Source organism: Jiangella mangrovi (assembly GCF_014204975.1).
Lineage (GTDB): Bacteria > Actinomycetota > Actinomycetes > Jiangellales > Jiangellaceae > Jiangella > Jiangella mangrovi.
On record NZ_JACHMM010000001.1, the window covers coordinates 2,260,229 to 2,282,416 of the forward strand.

At 73.1% G+C, this 22,188-nt stretch carries 19 protein-coding genes; 8 read left to right on the forward strand and 11 right to left on the reverse strand.

From position 1 onward, the window contains the following. Window positions 1-10: 10 nt before the first annotated feature. Together HD601_RS10540 and HD601_RS10545 are read left to right on the forward strand one after the other, a co-directional pair. Window positions 11-2,788 (forward strand): LuxR C-terminal-related transcriptional regulator, encoded by a 2,778-nt coding sequence (locus HD601_RS10540; protein ID WP_221440804.1) that lies wholly within the window; start codon window positions 11-13, stop codon window positions 2,786-2,788. Window positions 2,789-2,938: 150 nt separating this feature from the next. Then, window positions 2,939-4,252: an FAD-binding oxidoreductase gene (locus HD601_RS10545; RefSeq protein ID WP_184821656.1), complete on the forward strand. Its 1,314-nt coding sequence runs from the start codon at window positions 2,939-2,941 to the stop codon at window positions 4,250-4,252. Window positions 4,253-4,511: 259 nt separating this feature from the next. Here the strand turns inward: HD601_RS10545 and HD601_RS10550 are convergent, their stop codons facing one another. Further along, window positions 4,512-5,492 (reverse strand): o-succinylbenzoate synthase, encoded by a 981-nt coding sequence (locus HD601_RS10550; RefSeq protein WP_184821658.1) that lies wholly within the window; start codon window positions 5,490-5,492, stop codon window positions 4,512-4,514. A 65-nt stretch (window positions 5,493-5,557) separates the two neighbouring features. On the opposite strand from HD601_RS10550, the gene HD601_RS10555 reads away from it, so the two are divergent. Further along, window positions 5,558-6,976 carry a lipase maturation factor family protein gene (locus HD601_RS10555; RefSeq protein ID WP_184821660.1) on the forward strand — a complete coding sequence of 473 codons (1,419 nt, stop codon included), beginning with the start codon at window positions 5,558-5,560 and terminating at the stop codon, window positions 6,974-6,976. 66 nt (window positions 6,977-7,042) lie between these two features. On the opposite strand, the gene HD601_RS10560 is transcribed toward HD601_RS10555, so the two are convergent. Beyond that, a complete protein-coding gene (locus HD601_RS10560; RefSeq protein ID WP_184821662.1) occupies window positions 7,043-7,330 on the reverse strand; it encodes a WhiB family transcriptional regulator in 288 nt (95 codons plus the stop codon). Window positions 7,331-7,551: 221 nt separating this feature from the next. Between HD601_RS10560 and HD601_RS10565 the strand changes: the two genes are divergently transcribed. Together HD601_RS10565 and HD601_RS10570 are read left to right on the forward strand one after the other, a co-directional pair. Further along, window positions 7,552-10,029 (forward strand): transglycosylase domain-containing protein, encoded by a 2,478-nt coding sequence (locus HD601_RS10565; RefSeq protein ID WP_184821664.1) that lies wholly within the window; start codon window positions 7,552-7,554, stop codon window positions 10,027-10,029. A gap of 89 nt (window positions 10,030-10,118) precedes the next feature. Continuing rightward, window positions 10,119-10,472, forward strand: coding sequence for a hypothetical protein (locus HD601_RS10570; RefSeq protein ID WP_184821666.1), 354 nt, complete (start codon window positions 10,119-10,121; stop codon window positions 10,470-10,472). Between the two features lie 21 nt (window positions 10,473-10,493). Here the strand turns inward: HD601_RS10570 and bagB are convergent, their stop codons facing one another. From bagB to HD601_RS10595, 5 genes are all read right to left on the reverse strand, one after another. After that, window positions 10,494-11,648, reverse strand: a complete 1,155-nt coding sequence (gene bagB / locus HD601_RS10575; RefSeq protein ID WP_184821668.1) for an ArsA-related P-loop ATPase — start codon at window positions 11,646-11,648, stop codon at window positions 10,494-10,496. Beyond that, window positions 11,645-12,622 carry an ATPase BagA gene (bagA, locus tag HD601_RS10580; RefSeq protein WP_184821670.1) on the reverse strand — a complete coding sequence of 326 codons (978 nt, stop codon included), beginning with the start codon at window positions 12,620-12,622 and terminating at the stop codon, window positions 11,645-11,647. Before bagA ends, bagB begins: the two co-directional genes overlap by 4 nt. Window positions 12,623-12,633: 11 nt before the next feature. After that, the gene (locus HD601_RS10585; RefSeq protein WP_184821672.1) at window positions 12,634-13,380 is read right to left on the reverse strand and encodes a phosphatase PAP2 family protein; all 747 of its coding nucleotides are present in this window, start codon (window positions 13,378-13,380) and stop codon (window positions 12,634-12,636) included. A gap of 108 nt (window positions 13,381-13,488) precedes the next feature. Further along, entirely contained in the window at window positions 13,489-15,138 is a 1,650-nt protein-coding gene (locus tag HD601_RS10590) for an ABC transporter permease (RefSeq protein ID WP_184821674.1), read from the reverse strand. Next, window positions 15,135-16,064, reverse strand: a complete 930-nt coding sequence (locus tag HD601_RS10595; protein ID WP_184821676.1) for an ABC transporter ATP-binding protein — start codon at window positions 16,062-16,064, stop codon at window positions 15,135-15,137. Before HD601_RS10595 ends, HD601_RS10590 begins: the two co-directional genes overlap by 4 nt. Before the next feature lie 79 nt (window positions 16,065-16,143). On the opposite strand from HD601_RS10595, the gene HD601_RS10600 reads away from it, so the two are divergent. After that, window positions 16,144-16,668 carry a GbsR/MarR family transcriptional regulator gene (locus HD601_RS10600; RefSeq protein WP_184821678.1) on the forward strand — a complete coding sequence of 175 codons (525 nt, stop codon included), beginning with the start codon at window positions 16,144-16,146 and terminating at the stop codon, window positions 16,666-16,668. Here HD601_RS10600 and HD601_RS10605 read toward each other — a convergent pair. Beyond that, window positions 16,625-17,458: a DMT family transporter gene (locus HD601_RS10605; protein ID WP_184821680.1), complete on the reverse strand. Its 834-nt coding sequence runs from the start codon at window positions 17,456-17,458 to the stop codon at window positions 16,625-16,627. The two genes, HD601_RS10600 and HD601_RS10605, sit on opposite strands and share 44 nt — an antisense overlap. A gap of 189 nt (window positions 17,459-17,647) precedes the next feature. Here HD601_RS10605 and HD601_RS10610 point away from each other — a divergent pair, with 189 nt between their 5' ends. Then, window positions 17,648-18,160: a GbsR/MarR family transcriptional regulator gene (locus tag HD601_RS10610; RefSeq protein ID WP_184821682.1), complete on the forward strand. Its 513-nt coding sequence runs from the start codon at window positions 17,648-17,650 to the stop codon at window positions 18,158-18,160. Here HD601_RS10610 and HD601_RS10615 read toward each other — a convergent pair. From HD601_RS10615 to pdhA, 3 genes are read right to left on the reverse strand one after another with little or no spacing between them, the layout of a single operon-like run. After that, window positions 18,143-19,393 carry a dihydrolipoamide acetyltransferase family protein gene (locus tag HD601_RS10615; protein ID WP_184821684.1) on the reverse strand — a complete coding sequence of 417 codons (1,251 nt, stop codon included), beginning with the start codon at window positions 19,391-19,393 and terminating at the stop codon, window positions 18,143-18,145. The two genes, HD601_RS10610 and HD601_RS10615, sit on opposite strands and share 18 nt — an antisense overlap. Continuing rightward, window positions 19,390-20,400, reverse strand: a complete 1,011-nt coding sequence (locus HD601_RS10620) for an alpha-ketoacid dehydrogenase subunit beta (RefSeq protein ID WP_184821686.1) — start codon at window positions 20,398-20,400, stop codon at window positions 19,390-19,392. Before HD601_RS10620 ends, HD601_RS10615 begins: the two co-directional genes overlap by 4 nt. Continuing rightward, window positions 20,397-21,542 carry a pyruvate dehydrogenase (acetyl-transferring) E1 component subunit alpha gene (pdhA, locus tag HD601_RS10625; protein WP_184821688.1) on the reverse strand — a complete coding sequence of 382 codons (1,146 nt, stop codon included), beginning with the start codon at window positions 21,540-21,542 and terminating at the stop codon, window positions 20,397-20,399. Before pdhA ends, HD601_RS10620 begins: the two co-directional genes overlap by 4 nt. 113 nt (window positions 21,543-21,655) lie before the next feature. On the opposite strand from pdhA, the gene HD601_RS10630 reads away from it, so the two are divergent. Then, the gene (locus tag HD601_RS10630) at window positions 21,656-22,168 is read left to right on the forward strand and encodes an Lrp/AsnC family transcriptional regulator (RefSeq protein WP_221440806.1); all 513 of its coding nucleotides are present in this window, start codon (window positions 21,656-21,658) and stop codon (window positions 22,166-22,168) included. Window positions 22,169-22,188 lie beyond the last annotated feature (20 nt).

The following is a 22,188-nucleotide window of genomic DNA, read 5'->3' on the forward strand; positions in this document are numbered from 1 at the left end:
GAATGGCGGCGTGGAGCGGCCGGAGATCTCCGCGCGCGAGGCCGAGGTCCTCGCCGCGCTCGGCGAGCACCTGACCAACGCCGAGATCGCGGGCCGGTTCGTCATCTCCGTCCGCACCGTCGAGAGCCACGTCTCCGCGCTGCTGCGCAAGTTCGGCGCCGGCGACCGGCGGGCGCTGGCCGCGCTGGCGCCGTCGGTGGCGGAGTCCTCGGGCGGCGCCGACGGCGGTGCGTCGACGGCTCCGGCGCTGCCCGCGCCGCTGACCTCGCTGGTCGGCCGAGTGGCCGAGCGGGCCGCGGTCGCGTCGGCGCTGGCCGAGCAGCGGCTGGTGACGGCGGTGGGGCCCGGCGGCGTGGGTAAGACCCGGCTGGCGCTGGCCGTCGCCGCCGATGTCGCGGACCTGTTCCCGGGCGGCGCCTGGTACGCCGACCTGGTGCCCGTGCCCGACGGCGAGGCGCTGCCGGCCGCGGTGGCGGCGGCCCTGGGCCTGGGCGAGCAGCCGGGCCGGAGCGTGGCCGAGACGGTGACCGCGTGGGCGGCGGGCCGGCGGGCACTGCTCGTGCTGGACAACTGCGAGCACGTCGTCGACGGCGTGGCCGACCTCGTGGAGCCGCTGCTGGCCGCGTCGCCCGGGCTGACGGTGCTGGCCACCAGCCGGTCGCGGCTGCTGCTGCCGTTCGAGTGGGTGGTGCCCATCGGCGGTCTCGGCGACGACGCGGTGGCGCTGTTCGAGCAGCGGTCACGCGCCGCCGGTGCCGTGATGCCGGACGGCGCCGACGTGGAAGGGCGGGTGGCGGCGATCTGCGCCGCGCTCGACGGCAGCCCGCTGGCGATCGAGCTGGCCGCCGCCCGGCTGCCGTCGGTCGGACTGGACGGTCTGGAGAGCGGGCTCGGCGACCGGCTCCGGCTGCTCGACGGCGCTCGCCGCGGCGGCGGGCGGCACGGATCGCTGCGCTCGGCGCTGGACTGGAGCCACGACCTGCTCGACGAGCCCGGCAGGGCGGTGCTGCGCCGGGTCTCGGTGTTCGCGGCGCCGTTCTCGGTGGCGGCCGCGGACGCGGTGGTGGCGGACGGCGTCACCGGGGGTTCGGTCGTGGCCGAGCTCGCGGCGCTGGCCGACCACAGCCTGCTGGTCCCGGTGGCCGGGCGCGACGGGACCCGTTACCTCGCGCTGGAGACGATCCGGCAGTACGGCGCCGAGCTGCTGACGGCGGCCGGTGAGGAGGGGGACGTCCGGAACGCGCACCTGCGCTGGTGCGCGGACGAGGGGACCGCGCTTCTGGCCGCCGATCCCGCGACGCCGGACTGGCGCGGCCGGGTCGACCGGCTCGCCGACGACCTGCACGCCGCGCTCGGCTGGGTCACGGCTGGGGACGGCGAACTGCCGCCGACCCCGTCGGCCATGGAGGTGGCGCTGCTCGTCGGGCGGCTGTGTCATCGGCGCGGGCTGCCGGGCGAGGCGCAGCGCCGGTTCGAGCAGGCCGCCGCCCTCGCGCCCGACGACGCTAGCGAGGCGGCGGCGCTGCGGCTGGCCGCCGGCTCGGCCCGCTCGCGGCTGGCCGGCGCCGACGCCCTGCGGCTGCACCTCGCCGCCGCGGCCGCCGCGGAACGCTCCGGGGCTCCGGTCACCGCGGCCGGCCAGCTCGCCCACGCGGCCGAGCTGGTGCACCGCTCCGCCGGCATCCTGGCCGAGGTGCCGTCCGAGGAGACGGCGGCCGGCTGGCTCGCCGACGCGCGGCGGCTGGGTGGCGACGACCCCGGCGTGCTGGCTCGCATCGCCGTCGTCGAGGCGTTCGCCGCCGCGGCCGACGAGCCCGACGCCGTCGTCCGCACCGAACGGGCCCTCGAGCTGGCCAGCGCGAGCGGCGACGCCGTGGTCGAGAGCGCGGCGCTGGACCAGCTCACCGGGCTGCGGCTGGCCCGCGGCGAGGCCCGGGCGGCGCTGGCGAGCGCGCTGGAGCGGACCGAGCTGCTGTCCGGGCCGCTCGACCCCGAGCAGGGCTTCGAGCTGTCCGACGCCTACGGCATGGCGACGGAGTCCGCGATCGCGGCCGGCGACCTGCGTCTGGCCCGGCAGACCGCCGAGACGCTGCGCGACCTGCCGGCGCAGCGCGAGGTCGCCCACGTCGGGACGGCCCGGCTCGCCGTCGTCATGGTGCTGAGCGGCGACTGGGCCGAAGCGGTCGCCGTCGGCGAACTGTTCCGCGAGAGCTGGGAGCGGGCCGGGCGGCCACGGATCCCCTCACTGCGCCGTGTCGCGGCCGCCCTCGGGTCCGTGCACGGCGCGCGCGGCGACACCGCCCAGCAGGCGGTCTGGCGCGACGTCGAGGCCGGCGTGGCGTCGGCCGTCCATCGCCCGCACGACCAGCGCGCCGTCGAGAGCGTCTTCGCCGCCCTCGAGGCGCTGCACCTCGGCCACCCGGACGACGCCGTGGCCGTTCTGCACCGCGAGCCCGAGGAGTTCCGGGGCTGGTTCGAGCTGATCTGGCGGCCCTGGTACGCCGCGGCCTGGGCCGAGGCCGCGACGCTGGCCGGGCTTCCCGACGCGGCCGAGCGGATCGACCGCGCGAGGCTGTTCACCACCGACAACGTCGTGGCCGGCGCGCTCGTCGACCGGGCTGCCGCCTTGGCCGACGGCGACACCGACGGCGTGCTCGCGGCGGCGGAGAACCTCGACGCGGCCGCCAGCCGCTACCAGTGGGCGCGCAGCCTGCTGCTGGCCGGCGGCGCGCATCGGACCCGCGGCCTGTCCGCCCTGGCCGAGCTGGGCGCCCCCACCTCCTACTGACCGCATTCCGTGGTCGATCCGTGCTCAGCACGGATGTCAGGGAACCCTCCTCGCGGCGATCGTGAAGTCGTCGGAAGAAATTTCGCCGGCGATGTCGAAATCCGGTCCCGCCGGACGACGTACCGGTAGACCGCACCGAGGGAGCACACGATGACGATCACGATCCAGCACCAGCAGTCTACCGCCGCCGTCGCGTTGAGCGGCGCGATCGCGGGCACCGTCCACCAGCCCGGCGACGCCGGCTACGACGAGCACCGCAAGCCGCTGCTGCCCACGCTGGACCCGCGGCCGGCCGTCGTGGTCGAGGCGCGGTCGACGGCGGACGTGCAGGCCGCGGTGCGCACGGCCCGCGAGCACGACCTGCCGTTCTCGGTCCAGGCGACCGGCCACGGCACCTACGTCCCGAACGACGGCGGCCTGCTGCTGAAGACGACGGCGATGTCCTCGGTCTTCGTCGACCCGCGGCGCCGGGTGGTCCGGGTCCGTCCCGGCACCGTCTGGGGCGACGTGCTCGAGGCGACGCGGCCGTACGGGCTGGCGCCGCTGTCCGGGTCGTCTCCTGCCGTCGGTGTCACCGGCTACACGCTCGGCGGCGGCATGGGCTGGCTGGCCCGCAAGCACGGGTTCGCCGCCGACAGCGTCGTCAGCGCCGACATCGTGACCGCCGACGGCCGGCTGCTGACGGTGACCGCGGACCGGCACCCGGAGCTGTTCTGGGCGATCCGCGGCGGGGGCGGCGGCTTCGGCGTCGTGACGTCGCTGGAGTTCCGCGTCCACCCGGTCGCACAGGTCTACGGCGGCATCTCCTGGTTCGACATCGACCGCGCCGGCGAGGCGCTGCGGGTCTACCGCGACTGGGCCGCCGCCGCGCCCGACGAGATGAGCAGCGCGGTCATGCTGTCGCGCATCCCCGACGTCGAGGCGATGCCGGCTGAGCTGCGCGGCCGCCGGGCGGTCGGCATCAAGGCCCTCTACACCGGCCGCGCCGACGACGCCGAGCGGCTGCTCCGCCCGCTGCGCCTGGCCGCGGGCCCGGCGCTGGTCGACGGCTACCGGAGCATGGACTACGCCGACGCCGCCATGGGTGGCACCCCGGCGCGGTTCTTCGACTTCTTCCCCGCCCTCGGCGACGAGGTCCTCGACACCGTCGTGGCCGCCGCCGAGGCCGGCTCGACGGTGGAGATCCGGCACTGGGACGGCGCCACCGGACGGCCCGGCCCCGACGCCGGCCCGGCCGGCCACCGCGGCGTGCCGTTCAGCATCATCCTCGACCAGCCGAAGCCGGAGTTCGTGGACCCGCTGCGGCCGCACGGCATCGGCGGCGCGTTCCTCAACTTCCTCGCCGACACCTCGCGCACGGCGGCGGCCTACACCCCTGCCGACTACGCGCGGCTCTGCTCGGTGAAGACGGCCTACGACCCGGACCGCTTCTTCGCTCAGGGCCACGCCGCCCTCGGCCGCTGATTCCCACCGCACGAGTTCCGCCGCCTTCGGAATGATCACGTTCACCACCCGATTCCCTGCTTCACGAGGTCTGCGGCCCTCGCGAAGCAGGGAATCGCCTCGTGACGTGACACGGCCACCACCCGGCAATCGTTTTCCCGCGAACCCGCGGCGGTGACCGGGGTATCACGAGGATGCTCCGCGCATCACGAGGACCGCAGGCCTCGTGTCGCACCTGATCGAGTGGTGAACGTGATCATTCCGACGATGGGTGCGGGGATCAGAGTGCGGCGAGGGCGCGGACGCGGGCCAGGCGCTCGCGCCACCAGCGCTCGCGTGCGGGGTCGGTCAGGCGGTGTTCCTCGAGACGCGCGGGGTCCGGCGACGGCGGCAGCTGCGGGACGGGGAGCGACCCACCGACCGGCCGCAGGCTGACGCCGTCGTCGACCAGGTCGCCGGTGAGCAGCGAGAGGGTCCCGAGGCCGCAGGCGTACGGCAGCGATGGCAGCGCGCCGGCCAGCGCCAGCTGACCCGCCAGCCCGACGCTGGTCTCGAGTGCCGACGACACCACGCACGGCAGCCGCGCGGCCTCGGCCACCTGAAGTGCGCGCCGGACCCCGCCCAGCGGCGTCCCCTTGATGACGGCGACATCGGCGGCGCCCGCGACGGCGACGCGCAGCGGGTCGTCGGCGCGGCGGATGGACTCGTCGGCCGCGATCGGCACGTCCAGCGCCCGGCGGACGGCGGCCAGCTCGTCCAGCGTCCGGCACGGCTGCTCCGCGTATTCCAGTCCGTCCGCCGCCCGGTCCAGCAGCCGCAGCGACCGGATAGCGGTGTCGACGTCCCAGACCGCGTTGGCGTCGACCCGGACCTGCCCGCCCGGTCCGAGCGCTGAGCGCACCGCCTCGACCCGGGCCAGGTCCTCGGCCAGCGAGTCGGGGTGGTCGGCGACCTTCACCTTCGCCGTCGTGCAGCCGGACGCCTCGACGATCTCGTGCGCCCGCGCCGGCTCGACGGCGGGAACCGTGCAGTTCACCGGGACGCGGTCGCGGACGGCCGACGGCGGGGCGAGTGTGGCCTGCTCGACGGCGGCCGCCAGCCAGGGCACGCACTCGGCGTCGTCGTAGTCAGCGAACGGGCAGAACTCGCCCCAGCCGACCGGCCCCTGGAACACCATCCCCTCACGGAGGGTGATGCCTCGGAACCGGGTGCGCATGGGGATCGCGTAGACCACCGCGCCCGCGAAGTCGACGTCAGCCACCGGTCCATGCTGTCAGGGGTTTGTGTGCGTCGTGGCAGGGCACCCTACCCGCGAGGCGCATTGTCATGAATTGGTTCTCGGCGGAGGGTTACTGGCTGAGCCGGCTGGTCTTCCAGCGGGCGCTGGCCGTGATCTACCTGGTCGCGTTCCTCAGCGCCGTGAACCAGTTCCGCGCGCTCATCGGCGAGCGCGGCCTCACGCCGGTGCCCCGGTTCGTCGACCGTGTGCCGTTCCGCCGGGCGCCGAGCCTGTTCCAGCTGCACTACTCCGACCGGTTCTTCGCGGCCGTGGGATGGCTGGGCGTGCTGTGGTCGGCGGCGCTGCTGGTGGGCCTGGCCGACGGGCTGCCGCTGTGGGCGCACCTGACCGCGTGGGCCGTGCCGTGGGCGCTGTACCTGTCGATCGTGCACGTCGGGCAGGTCTGGTACGGCTTCGGCTGGGAGACGCTGCTCTGCGAGGCCGGCTTCCTGGCGATCTTCCTCGGCCCGTCGGCGATGCCGCCGCCGCTGATCGTGCTGGTGGCGCTGTGGTGGGTGCTGTTCCGGCTGGAGTTCGGCGCCGGGCTGATCAAACTGCGCGGCGACCGGTGCTGGCGCGACCTGACCTGTCTGTACTACCACCACGAGACGCAGCCGATGCCGAACCCGCTGAGCTGGTGGTTCCACCATCTGCCCCGCTGGGCGCACCGGGCCGAAGCGGCGGCGAACCACGTGACCCAGCTGGTCGTGCCGTTCCTGCTGTTCGCGCCGCAGCCGGTGCGGACCGGCGCCGCCGTCGTCGTCATCGTGACGCAGGGCTGGCTGGTGCTGAGCGGCAACTTCGCCTGGCTGAACGTGCTCACGATGGTGGTGGCGACGACGGCGGTGGGCGGCTCTGCGTGGGCGTGGCTGCTGCCGGTGGCTCCGCCGGCGTCGGGCCTCGACGATCCGCCGGCCTGGTACGTCGCGGTCGTGGTCGCACTCGCGGCCGTCCTGGCGGTGCTCAGCTGGTGGCCGGTGCGGAACCTGGTCTCGAGCGGGCAGGTCATGAACACCAGCTTCAACCCGTTGCTGCTGGTCAACACGTACGGGGCGTTCGGCAGCGTCACCCGGACCCGGTACGAGGTCGTCCTCGAGGGGACGGCCGACCCGGTGGTCCGGCCCAGCACCGTCTGGCACGAGTACGAGTTCAAGGGCAAACCCGGCGACCCGCGCCGGCTGCCGCGCCAGTTCGCGCCGTACCACCTGCGGCTGGACTGGCTGATGTGGTTCGCCGCGATCTCGCCGGGCTACGCGCGGTCCTGGTTCCCGGCGCTGCTGCTGAAGCTGCGTGACGACGACCCGGCGACCGCGCGGCTGCTGCGGCACAACCCGTTCCCGCACCTGCCGCCAGCGCACGTCCGCGCCCGGCTCTACCGGTACCGGTTCACCAGCCGGGAGGAGCGCCGCGAGACCGGTGCGTGGTGGCACCGGACGCTGGTGGACGACTACTGGAGCCCGGGATGACGCCTGCGGACATACGCCGGCCCCGGGCGTGACGCCCGGGGCCTCGGCGTTCTCAGTGGTGGGGTCTCAGCCGGCCTTGATGGCGTACTCGTCGCGCGCGGCCTCGAGCAGGCCCCGCCAGGAGTCGACTTCAGGACGCCGGCGGAGCAGCGCACGGCGCTCGCGCTCCGTCATGCCACCCCAGATACCGAACTCGGTCCGGTTGTCCAGCGCGTCGGCCAGGCACTCCGTGCGCACCGGGCAGCCCAGGCACACGGCCTTGGCCCGGTTCTGCGCAGCGCCCTGGACGAACAGCTCGTCCGGCTCGCTGCTGCGGCACGCCGCCAAGCTGGTCCAGTCATCGATCCATGTCATCCGGCAGTCACCCCCGTCAACTTGGTGAACACACCAAACCCTCTCTAGTTCACCCCGATGACGTGACGCTATGCAAACACGCGGGTCATGAACAGACCCTGATCGACCGAAAATAGATCAGCCGGTTGGACGATGGCCGCCCCGCGGCCGATCTGATAGCTACAGGCACGCCCGGCTGTCAGTTAGAGACAGTGTGGCATAACGACGTAAGCTTGCCGTCCATGGCGATACGTCCCTCCGCCGTCGTTGCCACGGTACGCCGTGTTCTGCTCGTTGCCGGGGTTGCCGCGCTGTGCGGTGTCCTCCTGGCCGGCCTCGCGCTGCCCGTGGTCGCCGGACTCGGCCTGACCGCGCGCGAGAGCGCCGACACCTTCGCCGCCATGCCGGCCGACCTCGAACCCGGCCCCATGGCCCAGACCTCCTACATGGTCGACTCCGAGGGCCAGCCGCTGGCGACGTTCTTCGAGGAGAACCGCGTCGAGGTCGGCCTCGACGCGATCTCGCCGGTCATGAAGGACGCCATCCTCGCCGTCGAGGACGACCGCTTCTACGAGCGTGGCCCCATCGACATCCAGGGCACGTTGCGCGCGTTCCTGCGCAACGTCGAGGCGGGCGAGACCCAGGGCGGCGGCTCCACGCTCACCCAGCAGTACGTCAAGCAGGTGCGCGTGTCGCAGGCCACCAGTGCCGAAGAGGTCCAGGAGGTCCAGGCCAGCACCGGCGTCGAGGGCTACCGCCGCAAGCTCGAGGAACTGCGCATGGCCGTCCAGGTCGAGCAGGAGCTCACCAAGGACGAGATCCTCCAGCGCTACCTCAACATCGCCTTCTTCGGCTCCCGCTCCTACGGCATCGAGGCGGCGGCGCGGACGTACTTCTCCACCACCGCGGCCGAGCTCACGCTCACGCAGGCCGCGCTGCTCGCGGGCATCGTGCAGCAGCCGGTCGCCTACGACCCCACCCGCGACCCCGAGGCCGCCCTCGGCCGCCGCAACGTCGTGCTCAACCGCATGGCCGCCACCGGCCGCATCAGCGAGCAGGAGGCCGCCGAGGCGCGCGCCACCGACCTCGGGCTGGTCCTCAGCTCCACGCCCAACGGCTGCGTGCCCTCCTACGCGGGCTACTTCTGCGACTACGTCGTCCACGAGCTGCTCACCATGCCCGAGCTCGGCGAGACGCCCGAGGAGCGGCAGAACCTCCTCGAGCGCGGCGGCCTGCGCGTCGAGACCACCATCAGCCGCAGCGCGCAGGACGCCGCTCAGGCGGCGGTGTCCGACCGGGTCGCTCCCACGGACAGTGCGATCGGCTCGCTGGCCACGGTCCAGCCGAACAACGGATACATCCGCGCCATGGCCAACTCCCGCACCTACGGGGTCGAGGGCAACGGCGTCAGCAGCATCAACTATGCCGCCGACGAGAACATGGGCGGCGGCAACGGCATCCAGTCCGGGTCGACGTTCAAGGCCTTCGTCCTGGCCGCCGCCATCGACCAGGGCATCCCGCTCAACACCTCGATCAACGCCCCACAGCAGGTCAGCCTCCGGGTGAACTCGTTCAGCACGTGCGACGGCCGCATCCGCAGCACCGAGACCTGGAAGCCGAAGAACTCCACCGGCAGCGGGACCTTCAACCTCCGCACCGGCACCGAGCGCTCGGTCAACACGTTCTTCGCCCAGCTCGAGCAGCGCACCGGGCTGTGCCTCCCGGCCACCATCGCCCAGGGCGCCGGTGTCATGCGCGCCGACCTCGACGACGACGGTGCGGTGCAGCCGCTCAACCAGGTGCCCTCGTTCACCCTGGGTGCCAACGAGGTCTCGCCGCTGTCCATGGCCGCGGGCTACGCGATGTTCGCCAACCGCGGCGTGCACTGCCCGACCACCTCCGTCGTCCGGGTCACCGACAGCGCGGGCAACGTGCTGGTCGACCACACCCAGCCGACCTGCGAGAAGGTCATCGAGCCGGAGGTCGCCGACGCCGTCAACTCGGTCCTGCAGGGCGTCATCGACAACCCCGGCGCCACCGGCAACCGCATGCGCCTCGACGACAGTCGTGCGGCGGCCGGCAAGACCGGTACCACCAACGACGCCATCGCCGTCTGGTTCGTCGGCTACACCCCGCAGTTGGCCACCGCCGTCGCTGTCGCCGATGTCGACGGCCGGCTGGAGACGCTGGACGGCCGCACCTACAACGGCGAGCGCATCCGCGAGGCGTGCGGTGGCTGCATCCCCGGTCCCATCTGGAAGCAGATGATGGACGGTGCCCTCGACGGCGCCGAGGAGATCAAGTTCACCGCACCCGACCCCGAGACCATCCGTGGCGTCACCGTACGGGTGCCCGACGTCCGCGGCATGGACACCGACGCGGCCATCGAGACCCTCGAGGCCGAGGGCTTCAGCGCCGGCATCTCCGGTGAGGTGAACTCGGACTTACAGGAGGGCGTCGTGGTCAGCACCGACCCCGGCGCCGGCGCCGAGGTCGCCTCGGGCAGCAACATCGGCCTCGTCGTGAGCAACGGTGAGGCTCCCGCCGACGACGACGTCTCCGGCGGTCCCGCCACGCAGCCGCCGACCTTCGGCGGCGAGGACGGCGACGAAGAGGGTGACGAGGACGGCGAAGACTGGCGTGACACCTTCACCTTCCCGCCGGGCGCGGTCTTCTCGCCGGGCGAGGTGTTGCCAGGAGAGCTGCTGCCGGCGCGTTAGCGCCGACGGCCGTGCGGGGGCCGCGCCTCACGAGGCGCGGCCCCCGCGCCATTCCACTGATGCCGGACACGCAGCGGCGCGTAGCGCGCATGAAGGCACTCCGGGACTGGAGCCTGACAGTCTTGGTCATCCTGGGGGCCGCTGCGGTATGGCCGACGATCTTCGTGCTTCTTGGCCTCCTGGCGGGGGGTGACGCCAACGCGACGTGCAGGGACAACCGTCACGAGGCCGAGGAGTGGGACGGCTCCGACGACCTCGTGGAAGCCAGATCCACACTCGTCCCACTGAGTGAGGTGTGCCGGTGGGACGACGGCTACACGTTGGACATCGTTCCCGGCTGGGTGAACCCGGTGGTGGGGGCGTACGTCGCGTCGTTCTCGCTGGCCACCGCCGGTGCGATCACTGGCGCCGTCAGGTCACGGCCACACAGAAGTGATGCCTGAGACGCGGTGAGAGCACGCCCCTCAGCCGGCGTCGAAGAGGGAGCCGATCTGGCGCAGGCCGTCGAGGTCGTGGACGTCGCCGGCCAGCGCCGGGATACGGGTCACCGGGACCTCGGGGTGCGCGGCGCTGAACCGCTCGCCGATGCGCTCGTCGCGGGCGGCCACCTTCAGCCGGTCGGCGTGCAGGCGGAGCAGGGCCGCCGTCAGCGTGTGCTCCCCGCCGGACGCCTCGAGCCGCTCGGCCGCCGCCACCGCCTGTTCCTCGCCGATGCCGGCAGCCCCGGATGCGTGCACCCGGTTGAGCACCAGCCCGGCCAGCGGCATGGCGTCGCGCGAGAGCCGGTCGACGAAGTAGGAGGCCTCGCGCAGGGCGTCGTGCTCGGGCGCCGCCACCACGATGAACGCGGTCTCGGGCCGCTTGAGCAGCGCGTAGGTCTGTTCGGCCCGCTCGCGGAAGCCGCCGAACATGGTGTCGAGCGCGTTGACGAAGGTCGAGACGTCCTTCAGCAGCTCGCCGCCGAGGATCTTGGTGAGGGTCGACGTGACGACGTTGAAGCCGGCGTGCAGCAGCTTGAGATAGGTACGCCCGCCGGCGCGCGCCGTCCCGCCGAGCAGCCGGATCAGCCGCCCGTCGAGGAACGAGCCGAGTCGTTCGGGGGCATCGAGGAAGTCCAGCGCCGACCGCGCGGGCGGGGTGTCGACGACGATGAGGTCCCAGTCGGGGCGGGCCCGCAGCTGCCCCAGCTTCTCCATGGCCATGTACTCCTGCGTCCCGGCGAAGGACGAGGAGAGCGCCTGGTAGAAGGGGTTGGCCAGGATTTGCCGGGCGCGGTCCGGCGTGGTGTGGTCCTCGACGACCTCGTCGAAGGTCCGCTTCATGTCCAGCATCATCGCGTCGAGGCTGCCGCCGGCCTCGCCGTCGACGCCCTTGACGGCGCGCGGGGTGTTGTCCAGCTCGGACAGCCCCATGGACTGCGCCAGCCGCCGGGCCGGGTCGATGGTCAGCACGACGGCCTTGCGACCCCGCTCGGCCGCCCGCAGCGCGATGGCGGCCGCCGTCGTCGTCTTGCCGACGCCGCCGGAGCCGCAGGTGACGACGATGTGGATGCGACGGTCGTCGATGAGACGGTCGACGTCGAAGTGTGGCGGCTTGGCCGCCCGTGGTCCTGGGTTCACACGGCACCCTGCTCGGCCAGGGTGTCGGCCAGCTCGTAGAGGGCGGTGGGGTCGATGCCTCCGGCGATCCGCGGCAGCTCGTACACGGGCCGGCCGAGGTCGTCGACCAGCGCCCGCTGGGTCTTCTCGAGCGCGGTCCGCTCGGCGTGGTCGGCGGCCTCGCGGGTGAGCAGGTCGACCACGTCGTCGGTGGCGGGGAGCCCGGCGGCGCGCAGCCCGGCCAGCACCGCGTGGTGGTCGAGCCGGCCGCGCCGGGCGGCGGGCAGCGAGCGCGCCGCGAGGTGCGGCGGCCGGGCCTGGTTGACGACGACGGCGCCCACCGGGATCTGCGCGGCCTGCAGGGCGGCGACGGCGTCGGCGGTCTCTTGCACGGGCATGTCCTCGAGGAGCGTGACCACGTGCACGGCCGTGCGCGGGCTGTGGATGAGGTCGGTGATGGAGTTGGCCTGCCGGTTGATGGGGCCGACCCGGGCCAGCGACGACACCGACGTGGTGACGTCGAGGAACCGGACCACCCGGCCGGTGGGCGGCGCGTCGAGCACGACGGCGTCGTAGGCGTACCGGTCGCCGGTGCGCCGCCGGGTGGCCTCGTAGGCCTTGCCGGTCAGCAGGACGTCGCGCAGGCCCGGCGCGATGGTGGTGGCGAAGTCGACGAAGCCGAGCTTGTCGAGCGCCCGCCCGGCCCGGCCGAGCCGGTAGAACATGGCGAGGTACTCGTGCATGGCCTCACGCGCGTCGATGGCCAGCGCGTATACCTCGCCGCCACCCGGCGCCGACGCCACCCGTTGCTCCTCGTAGCCCAGCGGCGGCACGTCGAACAGCTGGGCCAGGCCCTGCCGCTCCTCGACCTCGGCGACGAGGACGCGACGGCCCCCGGCGGCCAGCGCCATGGCGAGCGCCCCGGCCACCGTCGTCTTGCCGGTGCCGCCCTTGCCCGTGACGACGTGCAGCCGCACGCCCTCCCAGTCGCCCATGGGAATGAAGCCTACGGAACCGCCGGCACGTGCTGGGTGAAGGCATGGACCGAGCGGCCGTGCAGCAGCCGCTGCAGCGCGAACCCGGCGGCCAGCGTGGCCCACCCGCCGACGGCGTCGAGCACGTAGTGGTTGGCGGTGGCCGTGATGACCAGCACCGTGGCCAGCGGATACAGCACGCCCAGCGTGCGCACCCACCGTCGGCGGGCGAACATCACGATGGCGATGCCGCACCACATGGACCAGCCGGCGTGCATGGACGGCATGGCGGCGTACTGGTTCGACAGGTTCTGCAGGTCGCCCGACGTCAGCGCGCCCACGGTCTCGTGCAACGCGACGGTGTCGTAGAACAGCCCGGACGGCAGCAGCCGCGGCGGCGCCAGCGGGAACAGGTAGTAGCCGAACAGCGCCAGCGCGGTGGTGAACGCCAGCACGGTCCGCGCGGCTCTGTACCGGCCGGGGTGCTTGAGGAACAGCCACACCAGCACCGCGCCGGTGACCACGAAGTGCAGGAACACGTAGAAGTAGTTGACGGAGACCGTCAGCCACTCGACGGCGTGCACGGTGTGGTTGAGCCACAGCTCGAAGTCGATGTTGAGGCTCTGCTCGGCGCTCCAGACGTGCACGCTGTTGGCCATGGCGCGGGCCTGGTCGTCGGGCACGTTGTTGCGGATCAGCGAGTAGATGCCGTAGACGGCGGCGAGGATGACCATCTCGACGATGAGGATGGGACGCCGCGGCGTGCGAATGCGCCGCAAGAGCCACCGGACGTAGTCGGACGGGGTATGCGGACCGACCGGCGCAGGAACCTGCGCCGGTTCGTCCACGACTGACGGATGTGCCACCTGGTTCCCCCAGCTACCGGTTCAGGTCGTCGTCAGGTCACGCCGGCGGAAGCCGAGCAGACCGATCCCGAGAAGGGCGACCGCTAGCACAACCATTATGACAAGCGCTACCTTCCCCGGGTCTCCTCCTGGAAGATGAGAAGCGGCCTCGAAGGGCGAGATCTTCGTCACCCAGTCGGGGAACTGGAAGAAACCACCCAGCACGCCCACCACCACGCCGTAGGTCAGGACCACCCAGGACAGGTGCACCAGCTGCGGGGCCAGCCCCACCAGCGCGACGGCGATGGCGATGACCAGCCAGATGCCCGGCAGGTGCGCCATCGAGGCGCCGAACAGCGTGCCGAACACGCTCGCGTCGTCCAGCGCCAGGGACGCCGTGACGGCCAGCCCCAGCCCGCCGGCCAGCATGAGCAGCAGGCTGCCGCCCAGCGCGACGGCGATGTGGCTGCCCGCGAACCGGACCCGCGACACCGCCGTCGCCAGCACCGGCTCGGCCCGCCCGGCGGTCTCCTCGCTGCGCAGCCGCAGCACCGCCGTCAGCCCGTAGGCGGCCGCGAGCAGCGCCAGCATGAGCACGACGATGGCCATGAAGCCGTCGATCAGGGTGTCGGCGTCGCCCAGCATGTCCTGCAGCGCCGAGTTGTCCGAGACGAACTCCTCGATCGACGACGCCAGGCTGCCGTAGGCGAGGCCGAACACCAGCAGCCCGACCCCCCAGCCGATGAGCCCGCCGCGCTGCAGCCGCATCGCCAGGCCGAACGGCGACGACAGCCCGGCGCCGGCCCGCGGGTGGCCGGCCCGCGGCGGGACCAGGCCGGCCCCGACGTCGCGGCGGCTGGTGGTGGCGAACGCCAGCGCGACCAGCACCGCCGTCAGCGCCACGGACAGCAGCAACGGCCACCACCGGTCGTCGACGTACACCTGGGTGCGCTGGGCCCAGCCGATCGGCGAGATCCAGGACAGCGCCGCGTTGCCGACGTCGCCGATGGCGCGCAGCGCGAACGCCACGCCCACGGCGGCCGCCCCGAGCCCCGTCGCCGCCCGGGCGTGCTCGGTCACCTGGGCGGCCAGCGCGCCCACCCCGGTGAAGACGAGGCCGACCGAGGCCACGGCGGCCCCGAACAGCAGCGAGCTCGACGGCGACAGCTCGGCCAGCGTGGGAGGCATGAGCACCGCGAGCAGCAGGCCGATCAGCAGGTTCGCGCCGGCGACGACGGTGAACGCGGCGGTCGTGGTGGCGTGCCGGCCGAGGACGCCGGCGCGCAGCAGCTCGGTGCGGCCGGTCTCCTCCTCGGCGCGGGTGTGCCGGACCATGAGCAGCACGCTCATCAGCGCCATGGCGATGGCGACGAAGCCGAGCAGCTCGTTGGCCGTCATGGCGCCGAACGTGTAGTCGTCGGTGCCGTAGCCGGGGCCGGTCAGGGCGACGGTGGCGGGGTTGTTCAGCAGCTCGGCGCGGGCCTGCCGGTCGGCCGCCGTCGGGTACGTCTCGGGGAAGGCCGGCAGGCTGCCGACGACGGACAGCACGATGGCGCCGATCCAGATGGGCAGCCTGACGCGGTCGCGGCGCAGGATGAAGCGGATCATGGTGCCGGTGCCGGTCAGGGTGCTCCCGCCGGACCGTGCGGCCGCGTGCTGACGAGGTCGCGGGTCGGCGGTGGCGACGCTCATGACGAGACCTCCGACGACGACGCCAGGGCCTCTTCGGCTGCCAGCTCGTCGCCGTAGTGGCGCAGGAACAGCTCCTCGAGCGTGGGCGGCTGGCTGGTGAGCGTCTGGATGCCGAACTGCGTGAGGTGCTTGATCGCGCCGTCGAGCTGCGCGGTGTCGACGCTGAACCGCACCCGGGTGCCCTCGGCGTCGAGGTCGTGGATGCCGGGCAGCCGGTCCAGCCCGGTGGCCGGCTGCGCGGTCTCGGCCGCGATGGCCGTGCGGGTGAGGTGCCGCAGCTCGGCCAGCGTGCCGGACTCGACGATGGTGCCCGCGCGGATGATGCTGACGCGGTCGCAGAGCTTCTCGACCTCGGTGAGGATGTGGCTGGACAGCAGCACCGTCTTGCCGTCGTCCTTCCACTCGTCGATGACCTCGTTGAAGACGGCCTCCATCAGCGGGTCGAGGCCCGAGGTCGGCTCGTCGAGGATGAGCAGCTCGACGTCGGACGCCAGCGCCGCGACGAGCGCCGCCTTCTGCCGGTTGCCCTTGGAGTAGGTGCGGCCCTTCTTCGTCGGGTCGAGGTCGAACCGCTCGAGCAGCTCCTGGCGGCGCTTCTCGTCCAGCCCGCCGCGCAGCCGGCCCAGCAGGTCGATGGCCTCGCCGCCGGAGAGGTTCGGCCACAGGTTGACATCACCGGGGACGTAGGCGAGCCGCCGGTGCAGGGCGACGGCGTCGTTCCAGGGGTCGCCGCCGAGGAGCCGCACGGTGCCGGAGTCGGCCCGCAGCAGGCCCAGCAGGACCCGGATCGTCGTCGACTTGCCGGCCCCGTTGGGACCGAGGAACCCGTGGACCTCGCCGGTGGTGACGCTCAGGTCCAGGCCGTCGAGGGCGCGGACCGGCCCGAAGGTCTTGACGACGCCGGCGACGTCGATCGCAGTTGTCATACTGGCGACACTACACACTCTTCACAGATTTGTGAATTGCTAAAAGTCCGTTATGGTTGAGCCAAGGGGGTTGACGACGATGAGTGACGACGACTCCGAGCGCGCGCGCAGCCGGTTCGTCGAGCAGTTCGCCCTGCTCCTGAACGACGCCGGCCTGCAGCGCATGCCGGCCCGGGTGTTCGCCTACGTGCTGGCCTCGGACGCCGAGACGCACACGGCGGCCGAGCTCGCCGAGGGTCTGCGGGTCAGCCCGGCCGCCATCTCCGGCGCGGTGCGGCTGCTGATGGACATCGGCATGCTGGTCAAGGACCGCAGGCCCGGCGAGCGGGTCGACCACTACCGGCTCTACAGCGACGACGTCTGGGCGACGATCATCGGGCGGCAGCAGCCGATGTTCCGCCACGTCGACGTCCTCTTCGCCGAGGGCCTGACGCTGCTGCCGAAGGACCGCGCCGGGTACCGAAGGGTCCACGAGACGCGCGAGTTCTACCGGTTCGTGTACGCCCAGCTCGAGGTCGCCGCGGCCCGGTGGCGCGAGCACCGGGCGGCCTTGCGGGAGCTCAGGTCGGGACCGGAACCCGCTCGCGCCGTGTCGGGCGAGTGACCGCGGCCCGGCTGCCGCGCGCCAGCAGCACCACGCCGGCCGCGGCCGTCAGGGCGGCGGCGACGGACAACGTCACCTCGGCCGGGCCGCCGGAGAACCGCTCGCCGAGCAGCCCGATGCCGATGGCCGACGCCGTCACGGGGTTGACGATGGTGGCGGTGGCCAGCGGGGCGCCCAGTCCGCCGCGGTAGGCGCGGCGCGAGAGCAGCAGCCCGGTGGCCGCCAGCACGAGCACGACGGCACTGGCCGGCTGCAGGGCGGCGGCGGTGCCGGCGTCGGCGACACGGATGGTCACCGTCTGGGTCAGCGCGGAGGACACCCCGAACGTCGTCCCGGCGGCGAGCGCGAACAGCAGGCTGCGCCGGACCGGGCGCAGCCGCAGCCGCGACGCGGCCACGACGGCCACGGCGATGAGGGAGACGACGGCGACGGTGAGGAGGAGGATCTGCGTGGAAGTCAGCTCGCTGCGCGGCCGGGTGGGTGAGGCCAGCAGCAACAGCGCGGCCAGCCCGGCCATGCTCAGGCCCATGCCGGCCCACTCGCGCGGCGTGACCCGCCGGCGCGTCACCGCCCACGAGAGCACCAGCGCGAACGCCAGGCTCAGCACGCCGAGCGGCTGCACCAGCGTCAGCGGCCCGAAGTGCAGGGCGCACACGTGCAGCCCCGACGCGGCGACCGTCAACGCGGTCGGGTACCACCAGCGCAGCCGCGCCACCATGCCGAGGGCGGCCAGGGCGTGCAGGCTGGCGGCGCCGGCGGCGAACGCGACCGCCAGGCCCGTGCTGCTCACCGCGCGTCCTCCGATCCGATGCCGGGCGCGGTGCGACCGCAGCGCCCACGGCTCCACTACGAATCTAGTGGCTCGCCGGGGCGCCCGGCCTCAGGCACCCCCGCCTAGGTGCCAACCTAGCCGTTGTTCACAAAATTGTGAACTGGATAAAACGTATGATGGTGCTCACAGCGAAGGGGGGACGTCCACATGACCGGTCCGGCCGACGGCCAGGACGACGACGCGTTGCTGCGGTTCGTGGAGCAGTTCGCCCTCGTCCTCACCGAGTCCGGGCTGCCCCGCATGCCCGCCCGGGTGTTCGCCTACGTGCTGGCCGAGGACGCCGAGGGGTATACCGCCGCGGAGCTCGCCGATGGCCTGCGAGTCAGCCCGGCGGCCATCTCCGGCGCCGTGCGCACGCTGGTGCAGGCCGGCCTGCTGGCGCGCGAGCGCGAGCCGGGGTCGCGCGCCGACCACTACCGCATCTACGACGACGACGTCTGGGCGCACATCATCATGCAGCGCGAGCCGCTGCTGCGCCGCTACAGCGCCGTGCTCAGCGACGGCATCGCCAAGCTGCCGCCCGGGCGCGGCGCGCACCGGCTGGTCGAGACGCTCGACTACATGGAGTTCATGCGCGCCGAGCTGCCGCTCATGATCGAGCGCTGGCGCAAGCACCGCGCCGAGCACTCGCTCGAGAACCCGTCAGAGGTCGAGCAGTAGCCCCAGCGGCCGTTCGACGCAGTCGGCCACGTAGCGCAGGAACCCGCCGGCCACGCCGCCGTCGCAGACCCGGTGGTCGAACGTCAGCGACAGCTGGGTGACCTTGCGCACGGCGAGCTGCCCGTCGACGACCCACGGCTTGTCGACGATGCGCCCGACGCCCAGCAGCGCCGCCTCGGGATGGTTGACGATGGGTGTCGAGCCGTCGACCCCGAACACGCCGTAGTTGTTCAGCGTGAAGGTGCCGCCGGTCAGCTGCTCCGGGGTCAGCGTGCCGGCCCGGGCCGCCTCGGTGAGCCGGGCCAGCTCGGCGCCGAGCTCCTTGGTGCTGAGCCGGTCCGCCTCGTGGACGACGGGGACGACGAGCCCGCGCTCGGTCTGCGCGGCGAAGCCGAGGCCGATATGGCCGTGCCGGACGAGGACGAGGTCGTCGCCGTCGCGCTCGACCGACGCGTTGAGCTCGGGGAACCGGGTCAGCGCGGCGACGCTGATGCGGCCGAGCAGCGCCAGCAGCCCGACGCCGAGGGTCTCGCGCGCCTCCATCAGCCCGGTCGCGTCGACGTCGACCCACGTGGTGGCATCGGGGATCTCGCGCCGGCTCCGGGACAGCTTCTCTGCGATGGCGCGCCGCATGCCGCGCAGTGGTTCTCTTTGCATCGACGGCGTCGGCTGCGGCTCCCGCGGTGCCTGCGCTGGGGGACCAGCTGGGGAGCGCTCGGCCGCCGCCGCCGGGGCCGCTTCGACGTCGCGCCGCAGGATGACGCCGTCGGGGCCCGAGCCGGTGAGCACCCGCACGTCGACGCCGCGGTCGCGGGCCAGTTTGCGAACGACCGGCGAGAGCACGCGCGGCGCCCCGTTCGCCGCACTGGCCGCGACCGTCCGATTGCGCGACCGGCGCCGGGTCATCGTCGCGTTGCCGGTGCCATAGCCCACGAGAACCGCACCGGACGCCGTCGTCGATGAGGCCGCTTCCGCGCCCTCGACCGTGATGAGGGGTGCGCCGACGGCGACCATGGTGCCCGGCTCGCCGTGCAGCCGCGTCACCCGGCCGGCGTGCGGGCAGGGGACCTCGACCGTCGCCTTGGCCGTCTCGACGTCCACGACCACGTCGTCGACGCCGACCTCGTCGCCCTCGGCGACCCGCCACGCGACGATCTCGGCCTCCGTCAGCCCCTCACCGAGGTCGGGCAGCCGGAACGTGCGCTCCTCGCCGGGGATGGGGTAGTCCGTCATCCTGCCGCCCCGGTCAGGAACCGCGGGTCCGGCGCGTCGTCGAACTGCAGCCGGTCGACGGTGTCGAGGACGCGGTCGACGCCGGGCAGGTGGTACTTCTCCAGTACCGGCGGCGGGTACGGGACGTCCCAGCCGGTGACCCGCAGCACGGGCGCCCACAGCGAGTGGAAGCAGCGCTCCTGCACGCGCGCGGCGATCTCGGCGGACACACTGGCGAACCCGGTGGCCTCGGCGACCACGACACAGCGGCCTGTCTTCCGGACGGACGACGCCACCGTCGCGTCGTCGAACGGCACCAGCGTCCGCAGGTCCACGACCTCGAGCGAGCGCCCGTCGGCCTCCGCGGCGGCCGCCGCCTCGAGCGCCACCGGCACGGCCGGCCCGTAGGCCACCAGCGTGGCGTCCGACCCGGGCCGGCGCACCACCGCCGTCCCGAACGGCTCCGTCGTCACCGGCAGCGACACCTCGTCCTTGGCCCAGTAGAGCTTCTTGGCCTCCATGAACACGACCGGGTCGGGGTCGGCGACCGCCTCGCGCAGCAGTGAGTACGCGTCGGCGACCGTCGCCGGAGTGACCACCTTGAGGCCGGGCGTGTGCGCGTAGTACGCCTCGGAGGAGTCCGAGTGGTGCTCCACGCCGCCGATGCCGCCCGCGTACGGCACCCGGATGACCATCGGCAGCCCGACGGCGCCGCGCGTGCGATTGCGCATCTTCGCGACGTGCGAGGCGATCTGCTCGAACGCCGGGTAGGCGAACGCGTCGAACTGCATCTCGACCACTGGGCGGAAGCCGTTCATCGCCATGCCCACGGCCAGCCCCACGATGCCCGCCTCAGCCAGCGGGGTGTCGAAGCAGCGGTCCTCGCCGAACTCCGCCGCCAGGCCGTCGGTGACCCGGAAGACGCCGCCGAGCGCGCCGACGTCCTCGCCGAACATCACGACCGACTCGTCCTCGCGCATCGCGTCGCGTAGAGCCGCGTTGAGCGCCTTGCCCATGGTCAGCGTCATCGGGCGCCCTCCGCCGCGTCGTGCGACAGCTCCTCGGCCAACCAGGTCGCCTGCTCGCGCAGCTGCGGCGTCGGCTCCGCGAAGACGTGCGCGAACAGGTCGGCGGGGTCGCCGGTGGGCTCCTCGCCGAGCCGGGCGCGGACGTCGGCGGCGTAGGCCTCGGCCGCCTCGCGTGCCGCCGCGACGTCGTCGTCGGTCAGCTCGCCGCGGGCGCGCAGGTGCGCCTCGAGCCGGGCGAGCGGGTCGCGCCGCTTCCACGCCTCGACCTCGTCGTGGTCGCGGTAGCGGGCGTCGTCGTCGGCGTTGGTGTGCGGCTCGACGCGGTACGTGTGCGCCTCGACGAGGACCGGCCCGCCGCCGGCCCGCGCCCACTCGACGGCGTCGGTCAGCACCGCCAGGACGGCGAGCGGGTCGTTGCCGTCGACGCGCTCGCTCCGGACGCCGTAGCCGACGCCCTTGTGCGCCAGCGACGGTGCCGCCGTCTGCCGGGACAGCGGCACCGAGATGGCGAAGCCGTTGTTCTGCACCAGGAAGACGACCGGCGCGTGGAAGACGGCGGCGAAGTTCAGCGCCTCGTGGAAGTCGCCCTCGCTGGTGCCGCCGTCGCCGATGAGCACCAGCGCGACGGCGTCCTCGCCGCGCCGGCGGGCGGCGTAGGCGACGCCGACGGCGTGCGGGGCGTGCGTGGCCAGCGGCGTGCACTGGGGCGCGGTGCGCGTGGCCACGGGGTCGTAGCCGCAGTGCCAGCTGCCGCGCAGCAGCGTCAGCGCCTCGACCGGGTCGATGCCGCGCGCGGCCAGCGCCATGGTGTCGCGGTAGGTCGGGAACAGCCAGTCGGTCTCGCGCAGCGCCAGCACGGCGCCGATCTCGCAGGCCTCCTGTCCGCGGCTGGACGGGTAGACGGCGAGCCGGCCCTGCTTCGTCAGCGCCGTGGCCTGTGCGTCGAACCGGCGGCCCAGCACCATGGCGTCGTAGGCGCGCTTGAGGAGGGCGCTCGGCGGCCGCTCGTACCGGCCGTGGGCGTCGCCCGGGGCGGGAGCGCCGTCGTCGTCGAGGAAGCGCACCGGTTCCGGCGACGGCAACAGGCCGGCCTCGGCGGGCGCGGCGGCCGTGGGCATGTGGTGCTCGGCCTGCGTGGTCATGGCTCGTACACCCCTGTCGGCAGGCGGACGCTGTATCCCTGAATCGTGCCCCTGTGAGATGGTCATCTCCACATCGGGCCGAAAGTGGTGACAATCGGCAGTGAGGAGGCGCCATGAGCGACCAGATGTCTCAGAGTGACAGCGGTCACACCTGGAATACCGGCCGATCGTCTGCGCGCGAGCTCGACGACGTCGACCGCCGCATCCTCGCCGAGCTGGTCGACCACGGCCGGCTGTCCATCCGCCAGCTGGCCGAACGGGTGCACGTCTCGCGCGCCAACGCCTACGCGCGGGTCGACCGGCTGCTCGCCGACGGCGTCATCACCGGGTTCGCCGCCCAGGTCAGCCCCGAGCGGGCGGGCCTGGCCACCAGCGCCTACGTCATGCTGTCCATCCAGCAGAACGCCTGGCGCGAAGTGGCCGCGGCGCTCGGCTCGCTGCCGTACGTCGAGCACTTCGCGCTGGTCGGCGGCGACTTCGACGTGCTGGCCCTGGTCCGTGCCCCCAACAACAGCGAGCTGCGCCACGTCGTCCTCGAGCACATCCAGGACGTCCCCGGTGTGCTGAGCACCCGCACCTGGCTGGTATTCGACGAGCACGTGGGCCAGGGGTCGCGCTGGGCCTGAGGGTGGCCCAGTAGGCTCGC